This is a genomic window from Campylobacter concisus (genome assembly GCF_003049705.1).
Lineage (GTDB): Bacteria > Campylobacterota > Campylobacteria > Campylobacterales > Campylobacteraceae > Campylobacter_A > Campylobacter_A concisus_AR.
Window position 1 is genome coordinate 26,648 of record NZ_PIRF01000001.1, and the last position, 24,840, is coordinate 51,487.

Annotated in this window: 24 protein-coding genes; 10 read left to right on the forward strand and 14 right to left on the reverse strand. The window is 37.9% G+C overall.

Annotated elements, in window-relative coordinates; genetic code table 11:
• The first annotated feature begins 37 nt into the window (after positions 1 to 37).
• From CVT05_RS00145 to CVT05_RS00175, 7 genes are read left to right on the forward strand one after another with little or no spacing between them, the layout of a single operon-like run.
• Positions 38 to 820 carry a TOBE domain-containing protein gene (locus CVT05_RS00145; protein WP_072595374.1) on the forward strand — a complete coding sequence of 261 codons (783 nt, stop codon included), beginning with the start codon at positions 38 to 40 and terminating at the stop codon, positions 818 to 820.
• Positions 821 to 1,576 (forward strand): molybdate ABC transporter substrate-binding protein, encoded by a 756-nt coding sequence (gene modA, locus CVT05_RS00150; protein ID WP_107697397.1) that lies wholly within the window; start codon positions 821 to 823, stop codon positions 1,574 to 1,576.
• Positions 1,573 to 1,968, forward strand: a complete 396-nt coding sequence (locus CVT05_RS00155) for a TOBE domain-containing protein (RefSeq protein ID WP_107696073.1) — start codon at positions 1,573 to 1,575, stop codon at positions 1,966 to 1,968. The genes modA and CVT05_RS00155 overlap by 4 nt, the downstream gene beginning before the upstream one ends.
• The gene (locus CVT05_RS00160; RefSeq protein WP_107697398.1) at positions 1,965 to 2,822 is read left to right on the forward strand and encodes a sulfate/molybdate ABC transporter ATP-binding protein; all 858 of its coding nucleotides are present in this window, start codon (positions 1,965 to 1,967) and stop codon (positions 2,820 to 2,822) included. Before CVT05_RS00155 ends, CVT05_RS00160 begins: the two co-directional genes overlap by 4 nt.
• Positions 2,819 to 3,496, forward strand: coding sequence for a molybdate ABC transporter permease subunit (gene modB / locus CVT05_RS00165; RefSeq protein WP_107697399.1), 678 nt, complete (start codon positions 2,819 to 2,821; stop codon positions 3,494 to 3,496). The genes CVT05_RS00160 and modB overlap by 4 nt, the downstream gene beginning before the upstream one ends.
• A 48-nt stretch (positions 3,497 to 3,544) precedes the next feature.
• Positions 3,545 to 4,042, forward strand: a complete 498-nt coding sequence (locus CVT05_RS00170) for a redoxin family protein (protein WP_107696071.1) — start codon at positions 3,545 to 3,547, stop codon at positions 4,040 to 4,042.
• An 8-nt stretch (positions 4,043 to 4,050) separates the two neighbouring features.
• On the forward strand, positions 4,051 to 5,607 hold the full coding sequence (locus CVT05_RS00175) for a class I SAM-dependent methyltransferase (RefSeq protein ID WP_107697400.1): 1,557 nt from the start codon (positions 4,051 to 4,053) through the stop codon (positions 5,605 to 5,607).
• 3 nt (positions 5,608 to 5,610) lie between these two features.
• On the opposite strand, the gene CVT05_RS00180 is transcribed toward CVT05_RS00175, so the two are convergent.
• From CVT05_RS00180 to CVT05_RS00190, 3 genes are read right to left on the reverse strand one after another with little or no spacing between them, the layout of a single operon-like run.
• Complete coding sequence (locus CVT05_RS00180; protein WP_107696069.1) at positions 5,611 to 6,417, reverse strand: 3'(2'),5'-bisphosphate nucleotidase CysQ; 807 nt, start codon at positions 6,415 to 6,417, stop codon at positions 5,611 to 5,613.
• Positions 6,414 to 7,691 carry a citrate synthase gene (locus CVT05_RS00185; RefSeq protein WP_107697401.1) on the reverse strand — a complete coding sequence of 426 codons (1,278 nt, stop codon included), beginning with the start codon at positions 7,689 to 7,691 and terminating at the stop codon, positions 6,414 to 6,416. Before CVT05_RS00185 ends, CVT05_RS00180 begins: the two co-directional genes overlap by 4 nt.
• A gap of 2 nt (positions 7,692 to 7,693) precedes the next feature.
• Positions 7,694 to 8,857, reverse strand: a complete 1,164-nt coding sequence (locus CVT05_RS00190; RefSeq protein ID WP_072595383.1) for a cation:proton antiporter — start codon at positions 8,855 to 8,857, stop codon at positions 7,694 to 7,696.
• A 117-nt stretch (positions 8,858 to 8,974) separates the two neighbouring features.
• Between CVT05_RS00190 and CVT05_RS00195 the strand changes: the two genes are divergently transcribed.
• Positions 8,975 to 9,457: a hypothetical protein gene (locus tag CVT05_RS00195; protein WP_103588327.1), complete on the forward strand. Its 483-nt coding sequence runs from the start codon at positions 8,975 to 8,977 to the stop codon at positions 9,455 to 9,457.
• A 418-nt stretch (positions 9,458 to 9,875) separates the two neighbouring features.
• Here the strand turns inward: CVT05_RS00195 and crcB are convergent, their stop codons facing one another.
• From crcB to topA, 3 genes are all read right to left on the reverse strand, one after another.
• Positions 9,876 to 10,229 (reverse strand): fluoride efflux transporter CrcB, encoded by a 354-nt coding sequence (gene crcB, locus CVT05_RS00200; protein WP_107697402.1) that lies wholly within the window; start codon positions 10,227 to 10,229, stop codon positions 9,876 to 9,878.
• Positions 10,229 to 11,068: a biotin synthase gene (locus tag CVT05_RS00205; RefSeq protein ID WP_107697403.1), complete on the reverse strand. Its 840-nt coding sequence runs from the start codon at positions 11,066 to 11,068 to the stop codon at positions 10,229 to 10,231. The genes crcB and CVT05_RS00205 overlap by 1 nt, the downstream gene beginning before the upstream one ends.
• A 697-nt stretch (positions 11,069 to 11,765) precedes the next feature.
• Positions 11,766 to 13,880, reverse strand: a complete 2,115-nt coding sequence (gene topA, locus CVT05_RS00215) for a type I DNA topoisomerase (RefSeq protein ID WP_107697405.1) — start codon at positions 13,878 to 13,880, stop codon at positions 11,766 to 11,768.
• Between the two features lie 190 nt (positions 13,881 to 14,070).
• Here topA and CVT05_RS00220 point away from each other — a divergent pair, with 190 nt between their 5' ends.
• Entirely contained in the window at positions 14,071 to 15,576 is a 1,506-nt protein-coding gene (locus CVT05_RS00220) for a flagellin B (protein ID WP_072595387.1), read from the forward strand.
• A 264-nt stretch (positions 15,577 to 15,840) separates the two neighbouring features.
• On the opposite strand, the gene CVT05_RS00225 is transcribed toward CVT05_RS00220, so the two are convergent.
• From CVT05_RS00225 to dcd, 8 genes are all read right to left on the reverse strand, one after another.
• Positions 15,841 to 17,862: a motility associated factor glycosyltransferase family protein gene (locus CVT05_RS00225; RefSeq protein ID WP_107697406.1), complete on the reverse strand. Its 2,022-nt coding sequence runs from the start codon at positions 17,860 to 17,862 to the stop codon at positions 15,841 to 15,843.
• The gene (gene pseI / locus CVT05_RS00230) at positions 17,859 to 18,890 is read right to left on the reverse strand and encodes a pseudaminic acid synthase (protein WP_107697407.1); all 1,032 of its coding nucleotides are present in this window, start codon (positions 18,888 to 18,890) and stop codon (positions 17,859 to 17,861) included. The genes CVT05_RS00225 and pseI overlap by 4 nt, the downstream gene beginning before the upstream one ends.
• 3 nt (positions 18,891 to 18,893) lie before the next feature.
• Entirely contained in the window at positions 18,894 to 19,352 is a 459-nt protein-coding gene (gene pseH, locus CVT05_RS00235) for a UDP-4-amino-4,6-dideoxy-N-acetyl-beta-L-altrosamine N-acetyltransferase (protein WP_107697408.1), read from the reverse strand.
• A complete protein-coding gene (pseG, locus tag CVT05_RS00240) occupies positions 19,337 to 20,209 on the reverse strand; it encodes a UDP-2,4-diacetamido-2,4,6-trideoxy-beta-L-altropyranose hydrolase (protein WP_107697409.1) in 873 nt (290 codons plus the stop codon). Before pseG ends, pseH begins: the two co-directional genes overlap by 16 nt.
• Positions 20,210 to 20,890, reverse strand: coding sequence for a pseudaminic acid cytidylyltransferase (gene pseF, locus CVT05_RS00245; RefSeq protein ID WP_107697410.1), 681 nt, complete (start codon positions 20,888 to 20,890; stop codon positions 20,210 to 20,212).
• On the reverse strand, positions 20,887 to 22,005 hold the full coding sequence (gene pseC, locus CVT05_RS00250; RefSeq protein WP_107697411.1) for a UDP-4-amino-4,6-dideoxy-N-acetyl-beta-L-altrosamine transaminase: 1,119 nt from the start codon (positions 22,003 to 22,005) through the stop codon (positions 20,887 to 20,889). The genes pseF and pseC overlap by 4 nt, the downstream gene beginning before the upstream one ends.
• Positions 22,002 to 22,997, reverse strand: coding sequence for a UDP-N-acetylglucosamine 4,6-dehydratase (inverting) (pseB, locus tag CVT05_RS00255; RefSeq protein WP_021084119.1), 996 nt, complete (start codon positions 22,995 to 22,997; stop codon positions 22,002 to 22,004). The genes pseC and pseB overlap by 4 nt, the downstream gene beginning before the upstream one ends.
• Positions 22,998 to 23,213: 216 nt before the next feature.
• Positions 23,214 to 23,774, reverse strand: a complete 561-nt coding sequence (dcd, locus tag CVT05_RS00260; RefSeq protein ID WP_021091674.1) for a dCTP deaminase — start codon at positions 23,772 to 23,774, stop codon at positions 23,214 to 23,216.
• Between the two features lie 118 nt (positions 23,775 to 23,892).
• Between dcd and CVT05_RS00265 the strand changes: the two genes are divergently transcribed.
• Positions 23,893 to 24,735 carry a DUF3737 family protein gene (locus CVT05_RS00265; protein WP_107697412.1) on the forward strand — a complete coding sequence of 281 codons (843 nt, stop codon included), beginning with the start codon at positions 23,893 to 23,895 and terminating at the stop codon, positions 24,733 to 24,735.
• The last annotated feature ends 105 nt before the right edge of the window (positions 24,736 to 24,840 follow it).

Genomic DNA, 24,840 nt, shown 5'->3' on the forward strand with positions numbered 1-24,840 from the left:
TCACAAATTATTCTCTAATATAGTAAAGGTAAAAATTTTGAAAGCAGATATAAATTTAGAACTATTTTTAGGCGAAGATACACAGGTTTTAGCTAAACATATTACATTATTAAAGGCTATAAAAGAGACAAAGAGTATCACAAAAGCGGCAGAATTGGTTGGCATATCATACAAAAATGCTTGGGACTGCCTTGATACGATAAATAACAAAAGTAGCAAGCCGCTTATTATTAGAGCTGATGGAAATAAGAAAAATAGTGGCTCTGAGCTAAGTGAGTATGCTAATAAACTGATAAAAATTTATGATGCCATTCTTGAGACCCAAAAGGATTTTTTACAAAAAATTTGTCAAAAAGTAGATTTTGAGGATGTAGATATTATAAATCTTCAAAGAATGAATATGAACTTAAGTGCCAGAAATCAGCTCTCATGTGAGATTATTGGCATAAACCGCGGTGCGGTAAATTCTCAAATAGTTGCAAAACTAAGTAATGGCTGCACGCTTGAGTCAAACATCACGGTTGAAAGTGAGAAAAATTTAGGCCTAAAAGTTGGACAAAAAGTTATTTATATTTTTAAAGCTCCAGCTGTTATTTTGGCTAAGGATCTAGATATAAAAATAAGCACAAAAAATCAATTAAAAGGCGAAGTGATCGAAGCAAAGATAGGTGCTGTAAATGCTGAAATCACTTTAAAATTAAGTGATGAGCAGACTTTAACTGCCATCATCACAAAAGATAGTGCTATCCAGATGAAAATAGGTGTTGGCGATACACTTTTAGCAATAGTAAAATCATCTCAAATCATTATAGGAGTTTAAATGAGAAAAGTTTTTAAATTTTTATGTGCGGCAGCTTTGCTTGTCATAAACGCATTTGGCGCTGAAGTAAATGTATATGCTGCAGCAAACACAACATACGCATTTCCAGAGCTTATAAAAGAGTTTAACAAGCTTTATCCAGATGCTAAAATCAACTTAACCCTTGGTGCAAGTGGCGGTCTTGTTACGCAGATACAAAATTCAGCCCCAGCCGATATATTCATGGCTGCTGATATGGGCTTTGCACAAAAAGCTTATGACACAGGTTTTTCAAGCACCGAACCAAAAGTTTATGCACAAGGTGCTGTGGCTATTTTTTCTATTAGAGATGTTGATTTTAAAAAAGGCATCGAAGTTGTTCGTGGTTTAAAGGCGATTTCTATTGCAAATCCACAAACAGCACCATACGGTAAGGCTAGCATAGAAGCACTCAAAAATGCAAAACTTTATGACGAAGTAGAAAAAAATATCGTTTATGCTCAAAAAATTTCTGAGACTCTATCTCAGGCGTTAAGCGCTTCTGACGTAGGTTTTATCGCTGCTAGTGCACTTTTTGATGAGAAAATGTCAAAATACAAAGAGGGCGTTAATTACATCCTTGTTCCACAAGAGCTATACACTCCGATCGATCAAGGCATCGTACTCTTAAAACGTGCTGAAAATAATGCTGATGCGAAGGCATTTTATGAGTTTATCTTGGGTGATAAATCAAGAGAAATTTTTAAGAAATTTGGCTATAACGTTCCTGCTAAATGATAAAAGCAAAGATCGTTAGGATTTTAGCCAAAGATGATGTCAGCTTATTTGAGCTAAAGGGTCTAAATTTAGAGGCAAATTTATTTATGCTAGTCTTAAACGAGGCTAGTAAATTTGCCTTAAATGATGAGATTGGCTTAGGTTTTAAAAGCTCGGATGTCGTCTTGGCAAAAAATAAACTTGACACTAGCTCGCTTGAAAACGAGCTAAAGTGCGTGATTGAAGCTATAAATTTTGGTGAAATTTTAAGTGTTATTAGCTTAAAGTGTGGCGAAATTTACTTCGAAGCTATTATCTCAAATCACGCATTAAAAACCATGAACGTAGGTGAAAACGATGAAGTCTTTGCCTATATAAAATCTACTAGTATTCATATAAGTACTCAAAAATGATAGAAATTTTTTGCAAAAAAGAGCTAAATGGTGGCGACGGCAAATTTATGCTTGAGGCAGACCTTAGCTTTAAAAATGGCGATTTTGTCGCACTTTACGGAGCAAGCGGTGGCGGAAAGACTACTATTTTACGCTTGATCGCTGGTTTTGAAGCACCACAAAGTGGCTTCATAAGAGTTGGGGATAAAGTTTTCTTTGATGAAAAGACAAATTTGGCTCCACAAAAGCGAAATATCGGCTTTTTATTTCAAGACTACGCACTTTTTGAAAATATGAATGTCTTTAAAAATTTACTCTTTGCAAAAAATGATCTAAATCTGGCGAACAAGCTTCTTGATATTTGTGGCCTAACAAGTCTAAAAAATGCAAAAATTAGCACTCTTTCTGGCGGTCAAAAGCAACGTGTTGCTTTAGCTCGCGCGGTTATGAGAAAGCCTGAAATTTTACTACTTGATGAGCCGTTAAGTGCGCTTGATAATGCCATGCGTGAGAAACTTCAAGACTATTTACTAGCACTTCATGATGAGTTTAAGATGAGCATTATTTTAGTAAGCCATGATATCGCTGAAATTTATAAGCTTTGCAATAAAGTCTTTGTCCTTGAAAATGGAAAAATTTCAAGATCAGGTAGCGCAAGTGAGATATTTTTAAAGAGTGCAGGATCGCAGAAATTTGCCTTTAATGCTAAAATTTTAGAGATAAAAAAACGTGATGCTATTTACGTGGCAAATGTATTAATAAACCGCCAAATTTGTGAAGTGGTGCTAAGTAGCAGCGAAGCAATCAATTTAAAAGCAGGCGATATGGTAGTAGTTAGCACAAAAGCGTTTAGCGTAAATTTGGAAAAAGCATGATAGACGAGCTTAAAAATATAGATTACGAGCCGTTTTGGCTCTCATTAAAACTATCTTTTACAACTACTTTTATCTTGTTCTTTGCCTGCATTGCACTTGCATATTTTATGTCGCAGAAAAAATTCTTTGGCAAATCATTTTTAGAGTCAATAATCTCACTGCCCTTGGTCTTGCCACCAAGTGTTCTTGGCTTTTATCTGCTCATTTTTCTTTCACCTTATTCCACCTTTGGTAAATTTATTGAAGAAATTTTTGGAGTTAGGCTTGTTTTTAACTTCACTGGTCTTGTTGTGGCAAGTTGTATCTATTCATTGCCATTTATGTTTGGTCCGATTTATGCTGGGCTAAATAGCCTAAAAAAGAGCCTTTTTGAAGCGAGCTATAGTCTTGGTAAAAATAAGCTCACGACTATTTTTAGGGTGATTTTGCCAAGTATAAGATCAAATTTATTAACAGCTACTGTCGTTAGTTTTGCTCACACTATGGGTGAGTTTGGTGTTGTTTTAATGATAGGTGGTAGTGTAGCTGGAGAGAGCAAGGTTGCGAGCATTGCGATATTTGAAGCAGTTGAAATGCTTGATTACACCAAGGCTCATATCTATGCACTTTTGATGTTAATAATTAGCTTTTTTGTCCTTTTCGTAGTTTATCTTTTAAATTCTAAAAAAGCTTAAGGCAAAGCTTATAAAGATATAATAGTAAAAAATTTTAAAGGATGAAGTATGATAAAAGTGCCTACAAGTATATATTTAAATACCTTAGACGGTAAGGAATTTGATTTTTCTGCCTTTGCAAGGACACACGACTGCGTTATTTTTATCTATCCAAAGATAGGCGAGGACTTTAGTCTTTTAAGCGAGCAACTGCAAAATACTGCGGGCATGAAGGGCTGCACCAAACAAGCGATAAACTACAAAAAATTTTTAAAAGACTTTAACGATCTTGGTTTTATGGTAGTGGCCATTAGCTCACAAGATATCGCAGCTCAAAAGAAATTTCAAGAAGAGACTTCAACTGGAGTCATGTTTTTAAATGATAGTGAGTTTATGCTTGAGAGGGCGCTTGAACTTCCAGTTTTTTCTGCATCAAATGGACATAAATTTTACTTTAGGCAAACACTCATCATAAAAGATGGCAAGATAAGGCGCGCATATATAGTGGATGATCCTGAGAATGATGCTAAAAATATGCTAGAAAAAATCAAAGAAAAAGACTACTAGGAGCTAAAATGAGTCAAAATAGCAAAATCGAAAAGTCTTATGATGAGCTAACTTATAAATCAATAGCCTTTGCCCAATCGTCGCCATATAGGCTTGAAGCTTGTGCGACACTTCTTGGCATAACTCCACCGCCATGCGAAAATGCAAGAGTTTTAGAGATAGGATGTAGCTTTGGCGGAAATTTGATCCCATTTGCAGTAAACAACAAAAATGCAAAAGTAGTTGGCATAGATCTTAGCGGTGAGCAGATAAGGCGCGGACAAGAGATCGTTAAAGAGATGGGGCTTACAAATTTAGAGCTTATACACGGCGATATTTGCGAATTTAAAAGTGATGAGAAATTTGACTATATCATCGCTCATGGTGTTTTTAGCTGGGTGCCTGACTTTGTAAAAGAAGCTATATTAAAAGTCGTAAGAGAGAATTTAAGTGCAAATGGCGTGGCGTTTATCTCTTATAATGTTTATCCGGGCTGGAAAGTAAAAGATATCGTAAGGGATATAATGCTACTTGCCGCAAAAGATAAAGAGAGCATGCAAGAGAGGTTAAAAGCAGCTAAAGAAGCACTTTTAGTCTATAAAGAATATTTGCTAACAAGAGATGAAGAAATTTATGAAGGGAAGATACCTCTTAAGATGCTTCTTTTTGTAACAGAACATGTGCTCTCAAAAGATGACTTTTACATAGCTCATGAGTTTTTAGAATATACAAATGATCCATTTTATTTTAAAGATTTTAATGCCATGCTTGCCAAAAATGAGCTTACTTATCTTTGTGAATATACACTTGATGATATTTTTACCCCAGATGTTGGCACAGCCATAGTAGATGAATACAAAAATAACAAGTTTAAGGACAGAATCGATCTAGAGCAATTCATGGATATGATTAGCAACAAAGTATTTAGACAAAGCCTAATAGTCCATAGCAAAACTTATGAGAGCATAGCCAATAAACAAATAGGCCCAAGCGATATTAATAAAATTCACGTTGTGGCAGATTTTATAAGGAAAGATAACCAGTGGCAAGATAGTTATGGTGCTATGCCACAGGATATATCATGGCTTTGCGAGGTCTTTTATAAGATGTATCCAGCTAGCATAAACCTTTCTCAGATTTTAGAAATTTTGCCAGAAGATAAGCTCATGGTTTATAGCGCTTTTGTAAGGATTTTAACAAACTCGTCTGATGCAATGATCTTAAAAGATGAGCAAAAAAATATCGAGTATAGGCCCGGACATTCAAGACTTAGTCAAAATTTAATAAATTATGTCAGATATTTTTTAAATCATAAAAATAATGCCGATGTTGTTTTTGCTAATAAATTTAGCATCTCAAGGAAGCTTAACAATATCGATTATTACATACTTTTATTGCTTGATGGTAAAAATAGTTTAGAAGATGTCGCAGCAAAAACCTTAAAATTTATCAAAGAGAACAACGAAGATATATTTGACATAAATGGCAAAGTGCTTAAAAAAGATAAAGTCGCAGCAAACATAATGAGTTACGTGCTAGGCACAGCAAAAATAGCTAGTATGCTTTATCTACTAGAAGAAATTTAAGGTTTAAGTTTTACTTTGCTTATATAGCTGTGTGATTTTATCTTTTAGATTTAGTGTATTTTTTGAGAGAGCTATGAAAAATGGGCTTTTTAAATCAGCAAGCTCATAGCTCATCTCTTTGCTGCTATTAGCGTCAAATACTTTTCCGCCACAAAAATTTACGAGCGCATCTCCTGCAGCATTGTCCCAAAGATAGCTTGGGGCAAATCTCAAATAAGCTCCACCAAATTCAACCAAACGGCAAAATTTTATAGCTGAGCCGATGCACCTTTGCTCAAAATTTAGGCTCTGTCCTATGAATTCTATCTCTTTGGCGTCGCCTCTTCTGCTTGAAAAGATTAGATTGTCTAAATTTTTATCTTTTTTGTTTAAATCAACTCTGCTTATGATTTCATCATTGTCATCTAAAATTTCTTTAAAAGCGCCATTTTCATCAGCATAAAAAAGCTCTTTGCTAACCGGGATAAATATCACGCCAAGCACCGGTCTAGCTTTTTTTATAAGCGCTATGCAAACGCAAAATTCGCCGTTTCTAGCTAGAAATTCTTTAGTGCCATCAAGTGGATCTACGAGCCAAAACTCATCTTTGTCGCTTTCTTGTAAGATGCTCTCTTCAGAGCAAATTTTTATCCCGCTCTTGCTTAGCTCTTTTAGTATCACTTCATTTGCAGCTAGATCAGCGCTAGTTAGTGGTGAGCTGTCATCTTTTAGGCAGACTTTAAGAGCCGTATTATCTGCAGAGTGAAATTTCATTATTTGCGCTCCAGCATTAACGGCTGCTTTTTTAGCTAAATTTAAAAGCTCGCTCATTTTGGTGTTCTGTTTGTCTCTCCAACATAAAGCTGTCTTGGACGGACGATCTTTATAGTGTCTTGCTCTTTTAGCTCGATCCACTGGCTGATCCAGCCTGGCGTCCTACCGATGACGAAGATGACGGCAAACATATTGTTTGGTATGCCAAGCGCTTTTAGGATGAGCCCTGAGTGAAAATCAACATTTGGATATAAATTTCTGCTCACAAAGTAGTCATCATTTAGCGCGATTTCCTCAATGCGGTTTGCGATTTTAATAAGCTCTGAGTTGATGCCTATCTCATCCATAAGCTGATCTCTCATCTTCTTAAGCACTTTTGCGCGTGGGTCAAAGTTTTTATAGACCCTGTGACCAAAGCCCATTAGCCTAAATGGATCGTTTTTATCCTTTGCTCTAGCGATGTATTTATCGACGTTTGCGACCGAGCCAATCTCTTCAAGCTGACGGATGACACCCTCGTTTGCCCCGCCGTGAGCCCAGCCCCAAAGTGCGCCGATGCCCGCACTTATACATGCGTATGGGTGAGCGTGCGTTGAGCCAACGGTTCTAACGGTTGTAGTTGAAGCGTTTTGCTCGTGATCTGCGTGCAGCATAAAGACCGTGTCAAGTGCTTTTATCTCGATTGGCTTAAGATCTACGTGCTCGTATGGATAGCCCCTCATCATATAAAGAAAATTCTCAGTAAAGCCACGATCTAAATTTGGATAGATGATAGGAAGTCCGCGTGAGTAGCGGTAACTAAATGCCGCGATCGTTGGAATTTTAGCGATTATGCGCATAGCCATCTCGTGATACTCTTCAGGTTTATCCATATTTAGATGATCTGAGTAAAAGGCACTTAACGCTGATACTGCTGCCTGCAAGATCGCCATAGGGTGAGCTTTGTCTGGAAATGCGTCAAATAGCTTCATCATGCCTTCATGCATGAAGCTTCTTTTTTTAAGCTCGGTTTTAAAATTTATATACTGATCATTTGTTGGGAGCTCTTTGTTTAAAAGTAAATATGCCACGTCTAAAAATGTCTTATTTTCGGCCAAATACGCGATATCATAACCTCTATACATTAGCTCGCCTTTTAAGCCGTCTATATAAGTTATCGCCGAGCGACACATCGCAGTTGAAGTATAGCCTCTATCAAAAGTAAACATTCCAGTATCACTAAAAAATGTCGAGATGTCTATCACATCAGGTCCCATGGTGCCTTTTAGTATAGGAAACTCGTAACTCTTGCCGGTTCTGTTATCAGTTAGCGTAGCTGTATTTGATGACATTTTTACTCCTTACTTCTTGATTGCATTAGAAATTTTATAATTATTGTCCCTATTATAGCTTGAGCTAGGCTTGCTAGGATAAAAGATGAGTAAGAATAATCACTTATCTCACCTGATCTGTGTGCGATAGTAGCAACTGCTACTAAAAGTGTTAGCGGCATGGATTGTGAGAGAGAAAACAAAAATATCCCCTTAAATCCTAATTTTCCTACAAATAACACACTTGAAAAAAGCCTTGTGGCAAGCATCGCACAAAATATAAAAATAGCATCTTTTATCACTTCATTTGAGCTTAGGCTTGAGAGCTTGAAAGTTGAGCCTATGTGTATAAAAAATATCGGTACCAAAAATCCAAATCCAAAGCTTGAAAGCTTGTGTGGCAAGTCTTTTTTATGATCAAAAAATGTAGCTATAAACATACCTGCGATAAACGCGCCAAAGGCAACTTCTAAATTCAAATAAAGCATGAGTGCAATCATCGAAAAAAATACCGCAATGCTTAGCCTAATATCTTTTTCATCCTTATCGTAGTGTGGCATAAGGATCACTTTAAGCCCAGGATACCACCAAAAAAGCACATCTAAAATTTTAAAGCTAAGCACACTGATAGCTAAAAATAAGATCAAATAGCCAATCGTTAGCCATAAATTTATACTAGCTCCAAACTGCAAATAGGCTGCTATAAATGTCAAAAGCGTAATGCTTATAAGCTCACCAATAGTTGCAATAAGCATGCTTAAATTTAGCCATTTCACATCTCTGCCATACTCTTTAAATAGCGTAAATATCATACCAACGGCCATTATTGGGATAATGATAATATAGAGCAAACTAAGATCAAAACTAAACGTAAGTGCAGTTGCTAGCGAGTAGATGAGGGCAAGATAGATAAGCCCCAGACGTAAAATTTTGCGGTCAATGTTTATAAGCATTCTAAGATCGATCTCCATGCCAGCTAGAAACATCAAAAAGAAAAAGCCAACTTCGCTAATTAGCTTAAACATCTCATTCTCGCCGACAAGCCCGATGTAGCTAGCCAGTGCTCCAAGTATTATCTCAGCAGGAGCGACAGGAATGCGTAAAATTTTAGAAATATAAGGCGAAGCAAAGACGATAAATGCCAAAACGACAAGAATACTAAGCTCGCTAGCTTGATGTAACTGCAAAAAGATCCTTAAATTAAAAATGTTTGATTGTATAAAAAGCTTTGTTATTTTTTGATTAAGCTAAGCGACTTTTGGGCAAAATGGCGACAAATTTTTAAAAATTTGGAGTGCAAATTTATGCGTAAATTTCTATTTTTTGCCTTGATGTTTTTTGGAATTTTTGGCTTTGCAGACGAGCTAAGTTTGGTTCAAAGTTTTAAATTTGATGGAAGCGTTTTTTATAAGAAAAATACAGCCAAAGATGAGAGCTTTTACTTTTTAAAAAATGAAAATTTTGATGAGCATTTTGTAAGCTTTAGAGTGAAATTTGACAAAAATATAAAAAGTGAAAGTATGCTTGTTGAGCTAAAAAAGAAGATAAAAGAGGCTAAAGAAGTGCTTTATAGCGAAGAGAATGATCAAATTTTAGCTCTCATAAAAGATAAAACTAGCAGTAAAAATATAGAAATAATCCACTTTTTACTTAAAAAAGATGGAGTCTTAATACTTTCATATGAGAGAATTTATGATCCAAAAACTCTGGTAGATGGGCTTAAGCCTGTACTTTTAAGTGAAGCTAGAAATTTTATGCTTCAGATGCCAAAGGTAGAAGCTAGGTAAAAAGGTGGATGTGGCATGTTTTGCACTGCATGCGATTAAAAACTACGACAAATTTTTATTTATCAAGTCAGATAAGTGTCAAGTAAATTTTAAAATTTCATGAACGAGTAATTTCGGCTCTGATTTTAGTGGCAAGCTTTGCGAGACCTAAAATCAGTAGTCAATTCTTGCGAGTGAATAGAATTTTAAAATTTTCGCGATAGTGAAATTCTATTTTTAAAAATACAGACTTTTTTATTTTTAGGTTCTTTTATTCAAAAGGGAGACAAGGGGACTCGAGTTACGAAGCCGTCCCCTTATCCCCCTTTTTAAATCCTCCAATCCCCTCGCACGTTCAAAGTACATGCAATGGTGCTAAAGCACTGCATGCGATTAAGAAAATCTAGCAAAATTTAAACTCTATTAAATTTGCAAACTCTCATAAACTCTTGCCAAGCAAAATTCCAAGATAGCTTGCAAGTAGGCAAAGAACAAGGTTTAAAAAGATATTTAAAAAGCCTTTTATCAGCTCGCCTTCTAGTAAAAATTTCACGCTATCAAGACTAAAGCTTGAAAATGTTGTAAAGCCACCAAGTATGCCAACGACCAAAAATACTCTTGCGCTTTGGCTTAAATTTAGACAAAACAAAACGCCGATAATGAAGCTACCAAGCACATTTACGCCAAGTGTGGTTAGCGGAAAGTGACTAAATTTTAGCAGCTCACCGGCTAAAAACCTGCATCCAGCTCCGATAAAGCCTCCAAGCCCTGCGAAAAGTAAATTTACAAGCATCAATGGCAGATACTAGCGAAGCTAAAACCACGCTTTGTAAGCTCCTCGATATCCTTGCTAGCTTTCTCGCCTTTTGCGGTGAGATAGTCGCCAATGACGATCGCATCGGCGCCATTTTCAAAGATCTCGTATTGTCTATCGCCTAAAATTTTCTCTCTGCCGCCAGCTATCATGACTCTAGTTTCTGGTAGAGCGCTTTTGGTCTCACGCACTATTTTTAGGGCTTCATCCGCACTAAGAGGAGGCAGATCAAGACTTAGAGATTCATTTTTTATGAAAAAATTTATCGGCGATGAAAACGGCTCAAGCTCTTTTAAACTAGCTCTAAAGCTCACTCTGTCAGCCTCGCTCTCACCAACACCGTAAATGCCACCAGTACAAAGCATGAGCCCAGCTCTTTTTGCATCTAAATTTGTCTGATACCTCTCATCCCAAGTGTGAGTTTTGCAAATTTTTGGGAAAAATTCTCGGCTTGTTTCAAGGTTGTGGTTGTAACTAAAAACGCCAGCCTTTTTAAGCTCGCTAAGCTGCTCGTAAGTTGCCATACCGTTACATGCGATGAGCATCAAATTTGGTACTTCTTTATGCACTACCTTTGCTAAAGAGACGATGTAGTCGGTCTTTTTGTCATTCAGCCTAGCACCACTTGTGACTAAACAAAAGCCAAGAGCGTGGTTTTTATAAGCCATTTTGGCTTCGTCCACCACCTGCTGCACGCTTTTTTCTTTAAATTTCGTGATATCAGCGCCAGCTTTGGCACTTTGCGTGCAATAAGCGCAGTCCTCGGCGCAGTTTCCTTGAGTGACTGAGCATATCGCACAGAGCATAATTGTTTTCATTTTTCATCCTTTTTGGGGCGTATTATAGCTTTGGTAGGTTTAAAATTTAAGTAGGATGATTTATGAATTTGCAAAAATAGTTTGATGAAATGTATAAATTTATTTTTATTCAAAAAAAAAAGGGGGGGGGCAAAGGGGCTTGAGTTACGGTCTGTTTGCAGCTGCGAGCTAGCGAAGCCAAGAGCCGTCCCCTTATCCCCTTTAATCATCTAAGCTCTTTGTACGTTAGAAGTGCATGTGATAGCGATTTTGCACTGCATGCGTTCGTATATATGGCAAGTGTCAAGTAAATTTTAAAATTTCAAGAACGAGTAATTTCGGCTCTAAAATTTGAGTTAAGCTATAAGCAAATCCAAATTTTAGCAGTCAATTCTTGCGAGTGAAATTTTAAAATTTGCTCCAAGATATAAATTTATTAAAAACTATGCGAAAAGCTTAAATTTTATGACATTACTTTTTCTTATAAATTTCCGCTTTCTCTTAAAAGACCAGTTTTTTAAATTTAGCAAAGCGCTAAGCTCATCAAAAAGTCCAAAAAGTGGGTGCTACGATGTGAACTACCCTCTAACTGAGTATAGTTGATGACGAGGTTTTTGCCCTTTATGCTGGCTAAGCTTAGCGGTGGTGTCAGACATTTAAAGCCCAAATTTATAAAAGTCAAATTTAGGCTCAAGGACTCAGATTTGGCTAGAATTTTTTAGTTTTCAGAGACAAGGGTCTTTTTCTTGCATTTTGTGCACTCGTGAAATGTGCCTTTTTTAAGCTCTTTTTTGATCATATCGCCGCCACATTCGTCGCATTTTTGCTCAACTGGCTCGTAGTTTGAGACGAAGTCACATTTTGGATAGTTGGCACACCCGTAAAATTTACCGCGCCTACTAAATCTCTCGACGATCTCGCCGCCGCATTTTGGACATGGCACATCAAGCTTTTTAAGCTCACGTTTTGGCTTAGCTACCACAGTAGCGCCTGCCTCTGCGCTCTTTTCATTATCTTTTGCGATATTTCTTGAGTATTTGCATTTTGGGAAATTTGAGCAAGCGATAAACTCGCCGTATCTGCCCTTTCTAAGCACTAGCTCGCTTCCACACTCTGGGCATTTCTCACCGATCGGAGTGGCTGTTTTTAGGCTTTTTATTCCAGTTTTGCCAGCGCTAATTTTTTCCATAAATGGATAGTAAAAGTCGCTTAGTACCTTTTGCCAGTCAGCCTTGTCAAGTGCGATCTCATCGAGTTTTTCTTCAAGATGTGAGGTAAATTCGCTATCGACGATGTTGCTAAAGTGTTCCTCCAAAACGCCTATCATACTAAATGCGATCTCGTTTGGTATGAGTTGCTTTTTCTCGATCCTCACGTAGTCTCTTGATGTTAGCAGCGAGATGGTCGGTGCGTAGGTGCTTGGGCGGCCGATGCCTAGGCTCTCTAGCTTTTTAACAAGGCCAGCCTCTGAGTACCTGGCTGGTGGCTCGGTGAAGTTTTGTGTGCTTTTTATGCTTTGCAAACTCATCTCGTCGCCCTTTTTTAAATTTGGCAAGATTTTATCCTTATCAAGCTCGCCATAAACCTTGTAAAAGCCGTCAAATAGCACCTTTCTGCCACTTATCTTAAACTCGCCTTTTTCGCTTGCGACATAGACATTTTGCGTTTGGCTCACACATGCGCTCATTTGGCAGGCTAAAAATCTATTGTAGATGAGCGTGTAGAGTTTGAGCGCATCTTTTTCTAAAAATTTAGCGGCGATTTGCGGTGTGAAGTTTAAATTTGTAGGGCGGATCGCTTCGTGGGCTTCTTGCGCACCTTTTGAGCTTGTCGTGTAGCTTATCGCTTTGGCTGGCAGATACTCTTTGCCGTAGTTTTGCAGGATGTGCTCTCTAGCGGCTGCGACGGCCTCTTTGGCTAAATTTAAGCTGTCCGTTCTCATGTAAGTGATCGCACCCATGAAACCCTCGTTTGTTTGCACGCCCTCATATAGGCTTTGAGCGATCATCATGGTCTTTTTGGGGCTAAAGCCAAGGCGGTTGCTCGCACTTTGCTGAAGTGTTGATGTCATAAATGGCGGGCTTGGCTGGATCTTTCTATCCTTGCTCTCGATCTCACGGACGCTAAATTTCTCATTTTGTAAATTTTCAATGATGTATTTTGCGCGGTCTGGGTTTTGGATAGTGAGCTTTTCGATCTTTTGGTTTTCAAATTTAACTAGCTCGGCGTCTAGGTCTTTTTTAAAAACGGTGTCGATAGTGTAGTATTCAACCGGCTTAAATGCCTGAATTTCACGCTCACGGTCGACTATTATCTTTAGTGCCGCACTTTGCACCCTGCCAGCACTTAAGCCTTTTTGTATCTTTAAATTTAAAAGCGGACTTAGCTTATAGCCAACGATGCGGTCAAGTAAGCGCCTTGTTTGCTGGGCATTGACGCTGTTCATATCGACGTGTCTTGGGCTTTTTAGAGCGTTTTGTATGGCGCTTTTGGTGATCTCGTGAAAGACGATGCGAGGCAGGCTGGTTGGCTCTTTGCCGATGGCATTTGCTATGTGAAACGCGATCGCCTCACCCTCTCTATCCTCATCGGTCGCGAGGTAAATTTCATCTGCACCCTTGGCTAGCTCTTTTATCTCTTTTACAATGGCGGAGTGATCGCTGTTTACGCGGTACTCTGGGGTAAATTTATCATCCTCTATCTTGATGCCAAAGCTCGTTTTTGGCAGGTCTCTGATGTGGCCTTTTGAGGCGATGACGTTATAGCTTTTGTCTAAGAAATTCTTGATAGTCTTTGCTTTTGCGGGAGATTCCACGATGATTAAGCTTTTCATTTATATATAGCCTTTGAATTTTTTGGCGTAATTGTAGCAAAAATAATTTTTAAAGTATCAAGGCATAAAAATCAAATCCATGTTAATCTTTAAAAATTTTTTCATTCATGCCTATAAAGTTTTTAGAAAATTTCACGATATAGTTTTTGTGCGACAAGAAGTCGTAACTAAAAAATTAAAAGGATTTACAATGAGTTTTCGTATTAACACAAACGTAAACGCACTTAACACACACGCTAACGCAGTTAGCAACAACACTGACCTATCTAAGTCACTTAACAAACTTAGCTCAGGTCTTAGGATTCAAACAGCTGCAGACGATGCTTCAGGTCTATCTATCGCAGATAGCTTAAGAAGTCAAGCCTCAGCTTTAGGTCAAGCTATTGCAAACGGTAATGATGCTATTGGTATCATTCAAGTTGCCGATAAAGCTATGGACGAGCAGCTAAAAATTCTTGATACTATCAAGACAAAAGCTACTCAATCAGCTCAAGACGGCCAAACAACTCAATCACGCCAAGCATTGCAAGCTGATATCGTTCGTCTAATGGAAGAGCTTGATAATATCGGTAACACTACTTCATTTAACGGTCAGCAACTACTAAACGGAACATTCTCTAATAAAGAATTCCAAATAGGTGCTTATTCAAACCAAACTGTTAAAGCAAGTATTGGTGCGACTACGTCTGATAAGATCGGTCTTACACGTTTTGAGAGTTCAAGACTACTTACAGCTATGGGTGAAGTAAACCTTAAATTCTTAAACGTTGATGGTGTAAACGATGTAGGTGTTACAGGCGCTACTATCTCAACAGGTATCGGTAAAGGCCTTGGCGCTCTAGCCGAGAACATCAACAAAGTTGCTGATAGAACTGGTGTTAGAGCTACAGCTGATGTTACTTGGAAAGCAAGTGCTGCTATTGGCGGTGGTTTAATTCAGTCTTTAACAATCAACGGCGTTAAAATCGGCGATCTAGAAGTTAAAGCAAATGATGCAAACGGTGCACTTGTAAATGCTATCAACTCTGTAAAAGATCAAACTGGTGTTGAAGCTTCTGTTGATGCTGAAACAGGCAAAATGGTATTAACAAGCCGTGATGGCCGTGCTATCGTAGCTTCTGGTAAAGACATCTCAAAGGGTCTTGGCGGTAAAGGTGCAGCTGCTAAAGGTACATCTTTAACCGGTTTCGTAGGTAGACTAAACCTTGTTCGTCTTGATGGTAGAGATATCAAGCTAAATGCTGGTGGCGTTGCTAAACTATCGCTAGCATTCTCTGCTAATGGTGGAGCTCAACAATCAGTATCTCTAAGAGATATAAGAGGACAAATAGATAAAACCCTAGCAACAGCTATGGGCTTCCAAAGAATGAGTGGAGCTTTATCAGTAGCTCAGTCTGCTGGTGTTATGACACTTCGCGGTGCGATGGCTGTTATGAGTATTGCTGAGTCTGCTCAAAAAACACTTGATCAAGTTCGTTCAGACCTTGGTTCAGTTCAAAACCAACTTCAAGCTACAGTTAATAACATCACTGTAACTCAAGTTAACGTAAAATCAGCAGAATCTCAAATCAGAGATGTTGATTTTGCTAGCGAGTCTGCTAACTTCTCAAAACATAATATCCTAGCTCAATCAGGTGCTTATGCCATGAGTCAAGCAAACAGCGTACAACAAAACGTAATGAAGCTACTACAATAGTTTCATTAAGGTTTTAGATAGAGGCTTTGTCGCAGTAACAAAGCCTTAAGAGTGTTAATGCTTTTACAATACGCAAACCCACGCCCCAGAGTTTAACTTTGGGGCTTTATCTACTAAAAATAAATAGTAATGTATCTATTTTGTCTTTGCTCTAGTGGTTTATAATGGGTTGTGTTATAAATTTATAATTGTGACAAAGGCTTACTAAAACTAGTAAGCCAAATAAAAAGATCGTAAGTAAAATAATTCTACTTACAAATTAGCTTATATACTCAGTATAAAATTTTCTTTTGCTTTTCCTATCTCATTTTTAGCTATTAGTTTTCTCTTTTTTAGCTCAGCAACAAGTGCTTTTGAAGCTTTTTTAGTAACTTCGATATCGGCATTTAGACCGCCAGCTGCAGAGAACATCCAGTATTTGTGCATATTTACCCACATAAGAAGCTTATTGGTTTTTTGGATGGTTGTGTCACTTGGCGCTACAGAAATTTTTGCAAGCTCAAGTTCTTGATAATAGACTGAAATTTGCAATATATTATCTACATATTTTTGATAATTACGTTTTGCGATTACATCTTTTAGTTTATCTATCTTTTTTGTTATTTTAAGAAGCTCATCAAAGTGCTTTTTTTCTATTTTATTTTCTTTATTGAGCTCAAGCAATTTATCTATACTAGGCACTACTTCTAAAAAGACTTTTTCTATTTGTTGTTTGACTTCACTTTGAGCTTTTATTTTTGCAAGTATGACTTTATAAGCTTTTAAAAGGTTTTTATTTACCGTCGTTTCACTATCTTTTTTTATATTAGGCAGTTTTTTAATCTCTTTGTCTTTGCAAAGCTCATGCATTACTTCTAAAAACGGCTTTTCTATAGTGCCTTCTATTCTAGCACCACCTTCGGTACAGTTATATGATTTTATATTCTCTAGGCTTGATTGGGCGATGTCATTTTCAAACTGGTTTTTAAATAGAGTCCAAACATATGTTGTTTTAACCTCCCCCTCTCCGCCATAAGCTTTAACATATAAATTTTCATCCGCTTGTGCAAAAGCGTGACCTTTTGCATGGCTTGCTCCATCTTTACCAAATGCTAGATCCTGTCCTATGAAAACGATATTTTTATGTCCTAAGACATAGGCTAGCTGGTAGGCCATGTTTGCACAACTATGCCCCACACCCAAATATCCATATCTTTTTAGACCAAACATATACTCCTCTTGTTGAGGTCTCATAGTTAGTACTAGTTTTCTTGGCAAGATATTTTTAATAGTTTGTTTGTGTGTAACTGAGGCAACAATAAAGTGTATATTGTCATCAATATTTGGATGTTTTTTTTCAAAAAAACTAGAAGTTGGTTCTATTCTTTCAATCGACATTACATAATCAGGCTTGATATCATGCCTTGCAAGGATTGGATAAGAGGCATCAACGCTTATAATGCTAACATATGGAGCAAATTTTTTAAGCGTATTAAGCTGTTTATCTAGGCTTGGGCCAGTTGATACAATTATAGCTGTATCCATAAGACCATATCTTTTTTTAACAAGACTTGTGTAGCAATAATTGCTAATCATGGGCACTAAATTTTCACAATTTTGTCTTGTGCCTAATAAAAGATCGTCTATGCTATTGCCGTGAGCAACTACTATTTGAGAAAATGCCCTTGTAATCTCTTTGTTTATTCTTATGTAGTCTTCTTCAAATTGATCATAAAAAGGCATATGAATCATAAGATTATCATAGGTTTTTGCATATGAGTTTAGTTTCGCTTCTGTAACCAGATAATAAAAATGTGTATAGGTGGCAAATTTTGAATAAAAAAGTATTATCTGTCCACTTTCTAGTTCGTTTGATAGATCAATAACATTTAAAACAAGATATATGATCTCGATCTCTGGCTCTATGACTACGATTTTTTGGTGTGTTTCATTTTTTGCTAGTGCTTTATAGAGTACGCCATTACCTAGTCCATAAAAAAATAGTATCGGATAACGTTTATAGTCACTTTCTATATCTTCAAGTAGCTTTAAAATGTCTGCTCCAGGATTTTCATAGATATATTTAAGAGTATGTTTGTTTATTAAATTTATATCAATTGGATCTTTTCCTATAAAAATTTCATAGTCTTCATTACCTGCAATAGACCAAAGCCTTGCTGCTAGAATTTCATCTTGCTGAAATAGTGCTTGAAGATTTTTTTGAAAGATAGGATTTTGGATATTTGATACATTATCTTTAGATGGTTTTGCCTTTTTATTAGATGCCTTATCGTTTTTATTGTTCATATCAAATCCTCCTTTGTTAATCTCTCGCTAAATTTTATATCTCTTTTTGCTTTTTTACCGATCAGCTCTTTTAAAAATTTAGGGTGCAGGCCGTACCCTGGACGCACGCTCCTTATATTTTGCTCGCTAAAATTTTCACCCTTTTTTATATCTGCGCTTGCATAAAGTGAGCGTGAAAATCTCCTATTTAAAACCGCTTTTTCATCTAGCTCGTAGCTTACTTTGCCCAAAAGCTCCTCAGCCTCCCTAACACACTTTGTCATAAGAGCAAATTCGCTCTCATCAAGACTAAAAGCACTATCGACACTTTTTACGCTTTTATCAAGTATAAAATGTTTTTCAACTATCCTGGCGCCCAAACTAACCGCAACAACTGGGGCTGTCACGCCTAGTGTGTGATCAGAAAAGCCAACCTCTACGCCAAATTTCTTTCTCATATCAGCTATCGTTTGCAAATTCATACCATTTAGCGGCGCTGGGTAGCTTGAAGTGCATTTTAAAAGGGCGATGTCACTATTGCCTACGTTTTTGCAAATTTGTACCACATCTCTTATCTCTTCTTCATAGGCTATGCCAGTTGAGATGATGATGGGCTTACCTTTTTTGGCTACAAACTCTACAAAATCATAATCCGTTACCTCAAAACTTGCGATCTTATAAGCTGGTGGGTTAAACTGCTCTAAAAAGTTGGCGTCATCCTTGCAAAATGGGCTTGAAAAGCAGACAAGCCCTTCTTCTTTTGCTACTTTAAAAAGTTCGGCGTGCCACTCTTTTGGCGTTAGCGCCTCTTGATAAAGCTCGTATAAATTTCTTCCATCCCAAAGTCCGCCTTTTATGACAAAGTCGTCCAGGTGCGAATTTAGAGTCAAACTATCAGGCGTATATGTCTGAAGCTTTATCGCGTCAGCTCCAGCGCGCTTAGCTGCCTTTATCGTATCTACCGCCGTTTTTAGGCTGCCGCTGTGATTAGCGGAGAGCTCTGCTATTATAAAGACCTTTTTGTCTGTATCAAAATTTCCTATTTTCATCCGTTAGTCCGTTTCATTTTTAAGCTCAAGATAGCTAAAGTCATCATCTTTTGCGTAAATTTTAAAGCCAAAATTTTCATAAAGTGCGAGCGCTTTTTCGTTGTTATTATAAGCTTTTGCCTTTAGCGAGCCAACTTTTAGCGTAAAAAAAGCGTAGTTTTTTATGAGATCAAGCAACTTTTTGCCCACTCCTTTTAGCTCTGGGTTTTTATAAACGCCAAATTCGCAACTTTCTTTCGTGATATCAACAAAGCTTATCACTCCGATAAATTCACTCTCGTCTTTTACTAGAAAATAGATCTTATCTTGAATGCTCTTTAATCTCTCTAAAAAAGCAAAATGCTCCTCTTTACCAACGCTTTTATTTTTCATAAATTTAGCTATCCGCTCGTCGTTTCGCCACTTTAAGACCATCAGCTTTTGCTCGTCACTAAGCGAGGTAAAATTTATAAGCTCAAGCAAATTTCATCTCCCCAGTAAGCTTCATACCCATTTTCTTTTAGCCAAGCAAAGATCTCTTTTTGATTATCCGCTACGCAAATGGCTTTAAATTTAGCTCCTAAAACATAAGCTTCATTTACAAGTGAGCTTGCTGTTATGATGAGCATTTTGGCTTCATTCATCAGCCTTGCTACGTTTTTACTATCTACAAAAAGGCTGAAATTTTCACTCTTACTTGATAGCTCTTTTAGTGCGCTTAAGTTTTTATTTCCACTTGTTGTTATGACAGCTGTTTTTAGGTTTTTAAGGAGCAGTTTTTCTGAAATTTTTGCACTTAGCCCTGAGATATCAGTGCCTCCAAGAATGATAGCGTAGTCATAAATTTTCTCCCTTTTTACCTGCACTTCTTCATAAAATTCATCCCTAACTAGTAAAAACTCGCTTCCGCAAAATACCTCGCAGCTTTTTTCTACCAGCCCCTCATATCTTGCCTTTTGCGCATATAAATTTACGTTTAAAATGTAGTCTGAGCAATGTTTCTCGTAAGTGTCGTCAAATGATAAAATTTTAACGCCAGTTTTTTCTTTTATAGCTCTTTCGTCTTCGAAGCTAAAGCCGTAGTGGTCGATGATGAGAAGTTCAAATTTATTATCTTTTATAAGCTCGCAAAGCTCATCTATCTCGCCACTTGTTAAACTAAATTTAGGGTAGTTTATCTCATCAAAAATGTCACCATCTAGCCTCAAAGATGCAAATGAGATGTCGCTAAATTTTTTAGCAAGCAAAAGGTCTCGCCTGATGTGCCCATGCCCTATCTTGCTGCCACTATCAGCGCGCACGAGCGTTTTTAGCAGGGGGAGTCCTTTAAATTCTTTCAATCAGATCTTTCCACTATTTACCAAATAAAGCTTTTTGGCAAACTCAAAATCCTCTAGCGTATCGATGTCACAGACTAAATTTCTTGGCAGCAAATACGCCTTTGAGTGTGGCGCAAACAAAGCACTGCACTCCAGCCAAGCCTCTTTTTTGCCAAAATAAAATGCCCCAGCGTCATGAAACGCAGGCTCAAGATCTTGTGAGCGTGTCTTTTCAAACTGCGGATAAAACATGCTAACTCTAGCGTTTTCATCAAGTTTTATCGCCCTTTGTATAGGGAAATCAAACGCAGTCGCTGAAAATAAAAATTTACACTCCTGCTTTTTAAACTCTCCTGCGGCCTCTTTTAAAATTTCAGCCGTTATGAGTGGTGCTGTAGCATAAAGGCAGCAGACATCACTAAAGCTAGAATTTACGCGCCCTATCGCGTCTTTTATCACGTCAGTACTTGTCGCGTAGTCATCGCTTAGGTTTGCATCTCTAAAAAATGGCACGATAGCTCCAAATTCTCTAGCCACATTTGCGATCATTTCATCATCGGTGCTTACTATTACTTCGTTAAAAACTTTAGAATTTAGCGCAGCCTCGATACTATATGCGATTAAAGGCTTGCCTAAAAAGTCTTTGATGTTTTTGCCAGGTATTCTCTTGCTGCCGCCTCTTGCTGGGATGATACAGATCATTTTTGCTCGCTAAAACTTTTTAGCACATCAAAAAGCGTGCTTGCAACAAATTTAGCATCATCTACGCTCATGCCGTGATGGCATGGGATGCTAAGCTCAGCGCTATAAAATTTCTCCGCATTTGGCAGTGAAATTTCGCCAAGAAGAGCTTTATAAAAGCTAAATTTATATGTTGGCTTATAATGCACCTGCACACCAACTCCTTTTTGCAAGAGTACTTCAAAAATTTGCTCTTTTTTATCCCAAAATTTCTCATCCAAAAGCACTGGATATAGGTGCCTTGAGCTTGTTGTATTTGCTGGGATTTTTATAGTTTTAAAGTATTCACAATCACTAAATTTCTCATCATAAAATTTAGCTATCTCATTTCTTTTAGCGATAAAGCCGTCCAGCCTTTTTAGCTGGCTAAGCCCCAAAGCGCAGGCTACGTCTGTGATCCTGTAGTTGTATCCAAGCAGGCTCATGTCGCTATCCCAAAGCTTTGTTTTGGTGATGCCGTGGCTTCTATATAGCCTTGCTAGTCTTGCTAGCTCATCGTCGTTTGTAGCAAGTGCGCCGCCCTCAAGCGTGGTGATAGGCTTTACTGGATGAAAGCTAAATATGCTAATATCAGCCTTAACGCCCACTTTTACGCCGTTTTGCACGCTACCAAGGGCGTGAGAGGCGTCGTCTATCACTTTTATGCCGTGTTTTTTGGCTAAATTTATGATCTTATCTAGCTCCACTGGATTGCCACCGTAATCAACTGCGGTTATCACCTTTGTCTTTGGCGTGATAAGAGCTGGAATTTTCTCTTCATCGATGTTGCCATTTGCTTTTACGTCGCAAAATTTCACCTGTGCTCCTGCCATCAAAGCTGCATTTGCAGTGGCTGCAAAGGTGATGGGTGTCGTGATCACTTCATCGCCAGCCTTTACGCCAAGGCTAAGATAGGCTACGTGAAGAGCCGAAGTGGCTGAGTTCATAGCGATCACGTGCTTTACGCCAACATACTTTGCCAGCTCCTCTTCAAATTGACTAACCTTTTGGCCACCTGTTAAGATGTCATCTTTTAAGGCATCTGTGACTGCCTTTATGTCCTCTTCTGTGATCTGCTGACAGCTGTAAGGGATCATTTAGCATCTCCTATCATCTCAAGAAGGCCTGCTCTATCGAGCCAAATTTTATTTGTATTTGAGCTATATTCAAAGTCCTCACTAACTGGTTTGCCCTTTTGATGAAGAGCATTTGTCGAGAAGTCTTGCGCTGTTAAAAACTGGATAGACGGACTAATAACGTAGTAATCATCAAATTCGTATGTAAGATGCGCGTCATCTCTTGATATCATCATCTCATGCATCTTTTCGCCTGGACGAATGCCTATGATCTTGACGCCAAGATCTGGTGCAAGGGCTTTTGCGAGATCGATCATCGTCATCGATGGGATCTTTGGTATGAAAATTTCGCCGCCTTTCATCCTCTCAAAGTTTTTAAGGACGAAATTTACGCCTTGTTCAAGCGTAATCCAAAACCTAGTCATCTTCTCATGCGTTATAGGAAGCTCTTTTTCTCCTTGTGCGATTAGCTTTTTAAAGAGCGGCACGACTGAGCCACGAGAGCCCACGACATTTCCATATCTTACGACACTAAATCTTGTTTTTTTGTCTCCAACAATGTTATTTGCAGCAACAAATAGTTTATCACTCGCTAGCTTTGTAGCTCCATATAAATTTACAGGGTTGCATGCTTTGTCGGTTGAGAGCGCGATCACCTTGCTAACGCCACACTCCAAAGAGGCATCGATGACGTTTTGAGCGCCATCTATGTTTGTTTTGATGCACTCCATTGGGTTGTATTCTGCGATTGGTACGTGTTTCATTGCTGCTGCGTGGATGACGTAGTCTATGCCGTTCATCGCAGTTCTTAAGCGCTTATAGTCCCTCACGTCGCCGATGAAAAAACGCATGGCCTTGTCTTTAAACATTTGAGCCATTTCATATTGTTTTAGCTCATCGCGTGAGTAGATAACTAGCCTTTTTGGCTTGTATTTTTTTAACAAAATTTCGGTGTACTTTTTACCAAAACTTCCTGTTCCGCCGGTGATCAATATCGATTTGTTGTTAAACATTTTGCGCCTTTTTGCTAGTCATTTTTTGATTTATAAATGGCTAATTTGAATTATTTTTTATAATTTTTTAAGCAAAAGCTGTACCAAATTTAAAATTTATTTATCAAAGCTCTGCTCTTTCTAGCTTCTATTTCGTCAAAATTTCGTTATTGTTTAGGGTTTTTATAAAAAGTGGGCGATAAATTTAGCCTTTGCAAGGTCGCAAAGGCATGAAAATTACTTCAAAATTCTAGGTAGTGTAATGCCTTCTTGGGCTTGGTATTTGCCGTTTTTATCAGCATAAGTCACCTCGCAAGGCTCATCACCCTCGATAAATAGCACCTGCGCGATGCCCTCATTTGCGTAGATCTTCGCGGGAAGTGGCGTCGTGTTTGAGATCTCTATCGTGATATGCCCCTTAAATCCAGGCTCAAAAGGCGTCACATTTACGATGATGCCGCACCTTGCGTATGTGCTCTTGCCAAGGCAGATCGCTAGCACATTATCAGGCATGTTAAAGTACTCGATCGTGCGCGCCAAAGCAAAAGAATTTGGCGGCACTATGCAGACATCGCCCTTAAAATCAACCACGTTTTTCTCATCAAAATTCTTTGGATCAACGACGGTTCCGCCGATATTTGTGAAAATTTTAAACTCATCGCCCACGCGGATATCGTAGCCGTAGCTAGAAACGCCGTAGCTAACGACGCCGCGACCCACTTGCTCCTCAGCAAACGGCACGATCATATTCTTTTCAACCGACATTTTCCTTATCCAAGAGTCTGATTTTAAACCCATTTTTGCTCCTTTTTTGGGCGATTATAACGCTTTGCGTCTTTAAAATAAATTTAATAAAGCGAATAAATTAGATGAAAATTAGTATAATTTTAACAGCAAAAATTAATAAAGGACAAAAATGCAAGAGAAAAATGCAGAAATTTTTACTGGTGAGCGCGCGATGTTTGGGGCAAAAAGTGTAAATTTTACAAACTGTATCTTTGAAGATGGCGAGTCGCCGCTAAAACATAGCTCAAATTTAAAGCTAAATGAGTGCGTTTTTGCCTACAAATACCCACTTTGGTACGCAAGCGATATCACGCTAAATGGCGGATACTTGGAGCTTCTAGCAAGGGCTGGCATGTGGTACAGTACAAATTTAAGCTTCAAAGATGCGCTCATCAATGCTCCAAAAAGCTTTAGAAAAAGCTCGCAAATTTTGCTAGAAAATGTAAATTTCTCAGATGCTAGTGAAACACTTTGGGGATGCGCGGATGTGAAGATAAAAAACGTCTTTGCTAGGGGCGATTACTTTGGGGCAAATAGCGAAAATTTAGAGATCGATGGGCTAAATTTAGATGGAAACTACTGCTTTGATGGTTGTAAAAATGTCCATATCACAAACTCAAAACTTATCTCAAAAGATGCATTTTGGAACTGCGAAAACGTGGTCGCACAAAACTGCCTAATCTCAGGCGAATATCTAGCTTGGAACTCAAAAAATGTGACGCTTATAAACTGCACGATAAAGAGCTTGCAAGCTCTTTGTTACGTGGAAAATTTGGTCGTAAAAGATTGTATTTTTATGGATACGAGTCTTGCGTTTGAATATTCAAGTGTCGATGTAAGCACAATCGGAGCGATAAAAAGTATAAAAAATCCAAAAAGTGGCGTGATAAGGGCAGCAAAGATAGATGAGATCATCATCGATGAAAATTTAGTTGATGCTAAAGGCATTAAGATAATTATTACTGAAAAATAACTTAGCAAAAAAGAGTAACTTTGAGTTCTCGTTTTTGCTTCATAAAAAAATTTTTTATCTAATTTTCGCTACAATTAGACGCTTATATAAAAATTTAGGAGAAAT

What these genes read in the sequence shown, in the direction of transcription:
- CVT05_RS00160 (WP_107697398.1), top strand. Translation starts at nt 1,965, where the DNA reads ATGATAGAAATTTTTTGCAAAAAAGAGCTAAATGGTGGCGACGGCAAA.
- dcd (WP_021091674.1), bottom strand. Translation starts at nt 23,774, where the DNA reads ATGGGTTTAAAATCAGACTCTTGGATAAGGAAAATGTCGGTTGAAAAG.
- pseB (WP_021084119.1), bottom strand. Translation starts at nt 22,997, where the DNA reads ATGTTTAACAACAAATCGATATTGATCACCGGCGGAACAGGAAGTTTT.
- crcB (WP_107697402.1), bottom strand. Translation starts at nt 10,229, where the DNA reads ATGCTTGTAAATTTACTTTTCGCAGGGCTTGGAGGCTTTATCGGAGCT.
- pseC (WP_107697411.1), bottom strand. Translation starts at nt 22,005, where the DNA reads ATGATCCCTTACAGCTGTCAGCAGATCACAGAAGAGGACATAAAGGCA.
- CVT05_RS00225 (WP_107697406.1), bottom strand. Translation starts at nt 17,862, where the DNA reads ATGAACAATAAAAACGATAAGGCATCTAATAAAAAGGCAAAACCATCT.
- CVT05_RS00155 (WP_107696073.1), top strand. Translation starts at nt 1,573, where the DNA reads ATGATAAAAGCAAAGATCGTTAGGATTTTAGCCAAAGATGATGTCAGC.
- CVT05_RS00180 (WP_107696069.1), bottom strand. Translation starts at nt 6,417, where the DNA reads ATGAGCGAGCTTTTAAATTTAGCTAAAAAAGCAGCCGTTAATGCTGGA.
- pseF (WP_107697410.1), bottom strand. Translation starts at nt 20,890, where the DNA reads ATGATCTGTATCATCCCAGCAAGAGGCGGCAGCAAGAGAATACCTGGC.
- CVT05_RS00185 (WP_107697401.1), bottom strand. Translation starts at nt 7,691, where the DNA reads ATGTCATCAAATACAGCTACGCTAACTGATAACAGAACCGGCAAGAGT.
- CVT05_RS00195 (WP_103588327.1), top strand. Translation starts at nt 8,975, where the DNA reads ATGCGTAAATTTCTATTTTTTGCCTTGATGTTTTTTGGAATTTTTGGC.
- CVT05_RS00265 (WP_107697412.1), top strand. Translation starts at nt 23,893, where the DNA reads ATGCAAGAGAAAAATGCAGAAATTTTTACTGGTGAGCGCGCGATGTTT.
- CVT05_RS00205 (WP_107697403.1), bottom strand. Translation starts at nt 11,068, where the DNA reads ATGAAAACAATTATGCTCTGTGCGATATGCTCAGTCACTCAAGGAAAC.
- CVT05_RS00175 (WP_107697400.1), top strand. Translation starts at nt 4,051, where the DNA reads ATGAGTCAAAATAGCAAAATCGAAAAGTCTTATGATGAGCTAACTTAT.
- modB (WP_107697399.1), top strand. Translation starts at nt 2,819, where the DNA reads ATGATAGACGAGCTTAAAAATATAGATTACGAGCCGTTTTGGCTCTCA.
- CVT05_RS00170 (WP_107696071.1), top strand. Translation starts at nt 3,545, where the DNA reads ATGATAAAAGTGCCTACAAGTATATATTTAAATACCTTAGACGGTAAG.
- modA (WP_107697397.1), top strand. Translation starts at nt 821, where the DNA reads ATGAGAAAAGTTTTTAAATTTTTATGTGCGGCAGCTTTGCTTGTCATA.
- topA (WP_107697405.1), bottom strand. Translation starts at nt 13,880, where the DNA reads ATGAAAAGCTTAATCATCGTGGAATCTCCCGCAAAAGCAAAGACTATC.
- CVT05_RS00220 (WP_072595387.1), top strand. Translation starts at nt 14,071, where the DNA reads ATGAGTTTTCGTATTAACACAAACGTAAACGCACTTAACACACACGCT.
- pseI (WP_107697407.1), bottom strand. Translation starts at nt 18,890, where the DNA reads ATGAAAATAGGAAATTTTGATACAGACAAAAAGGTCTTTATAATAGCA.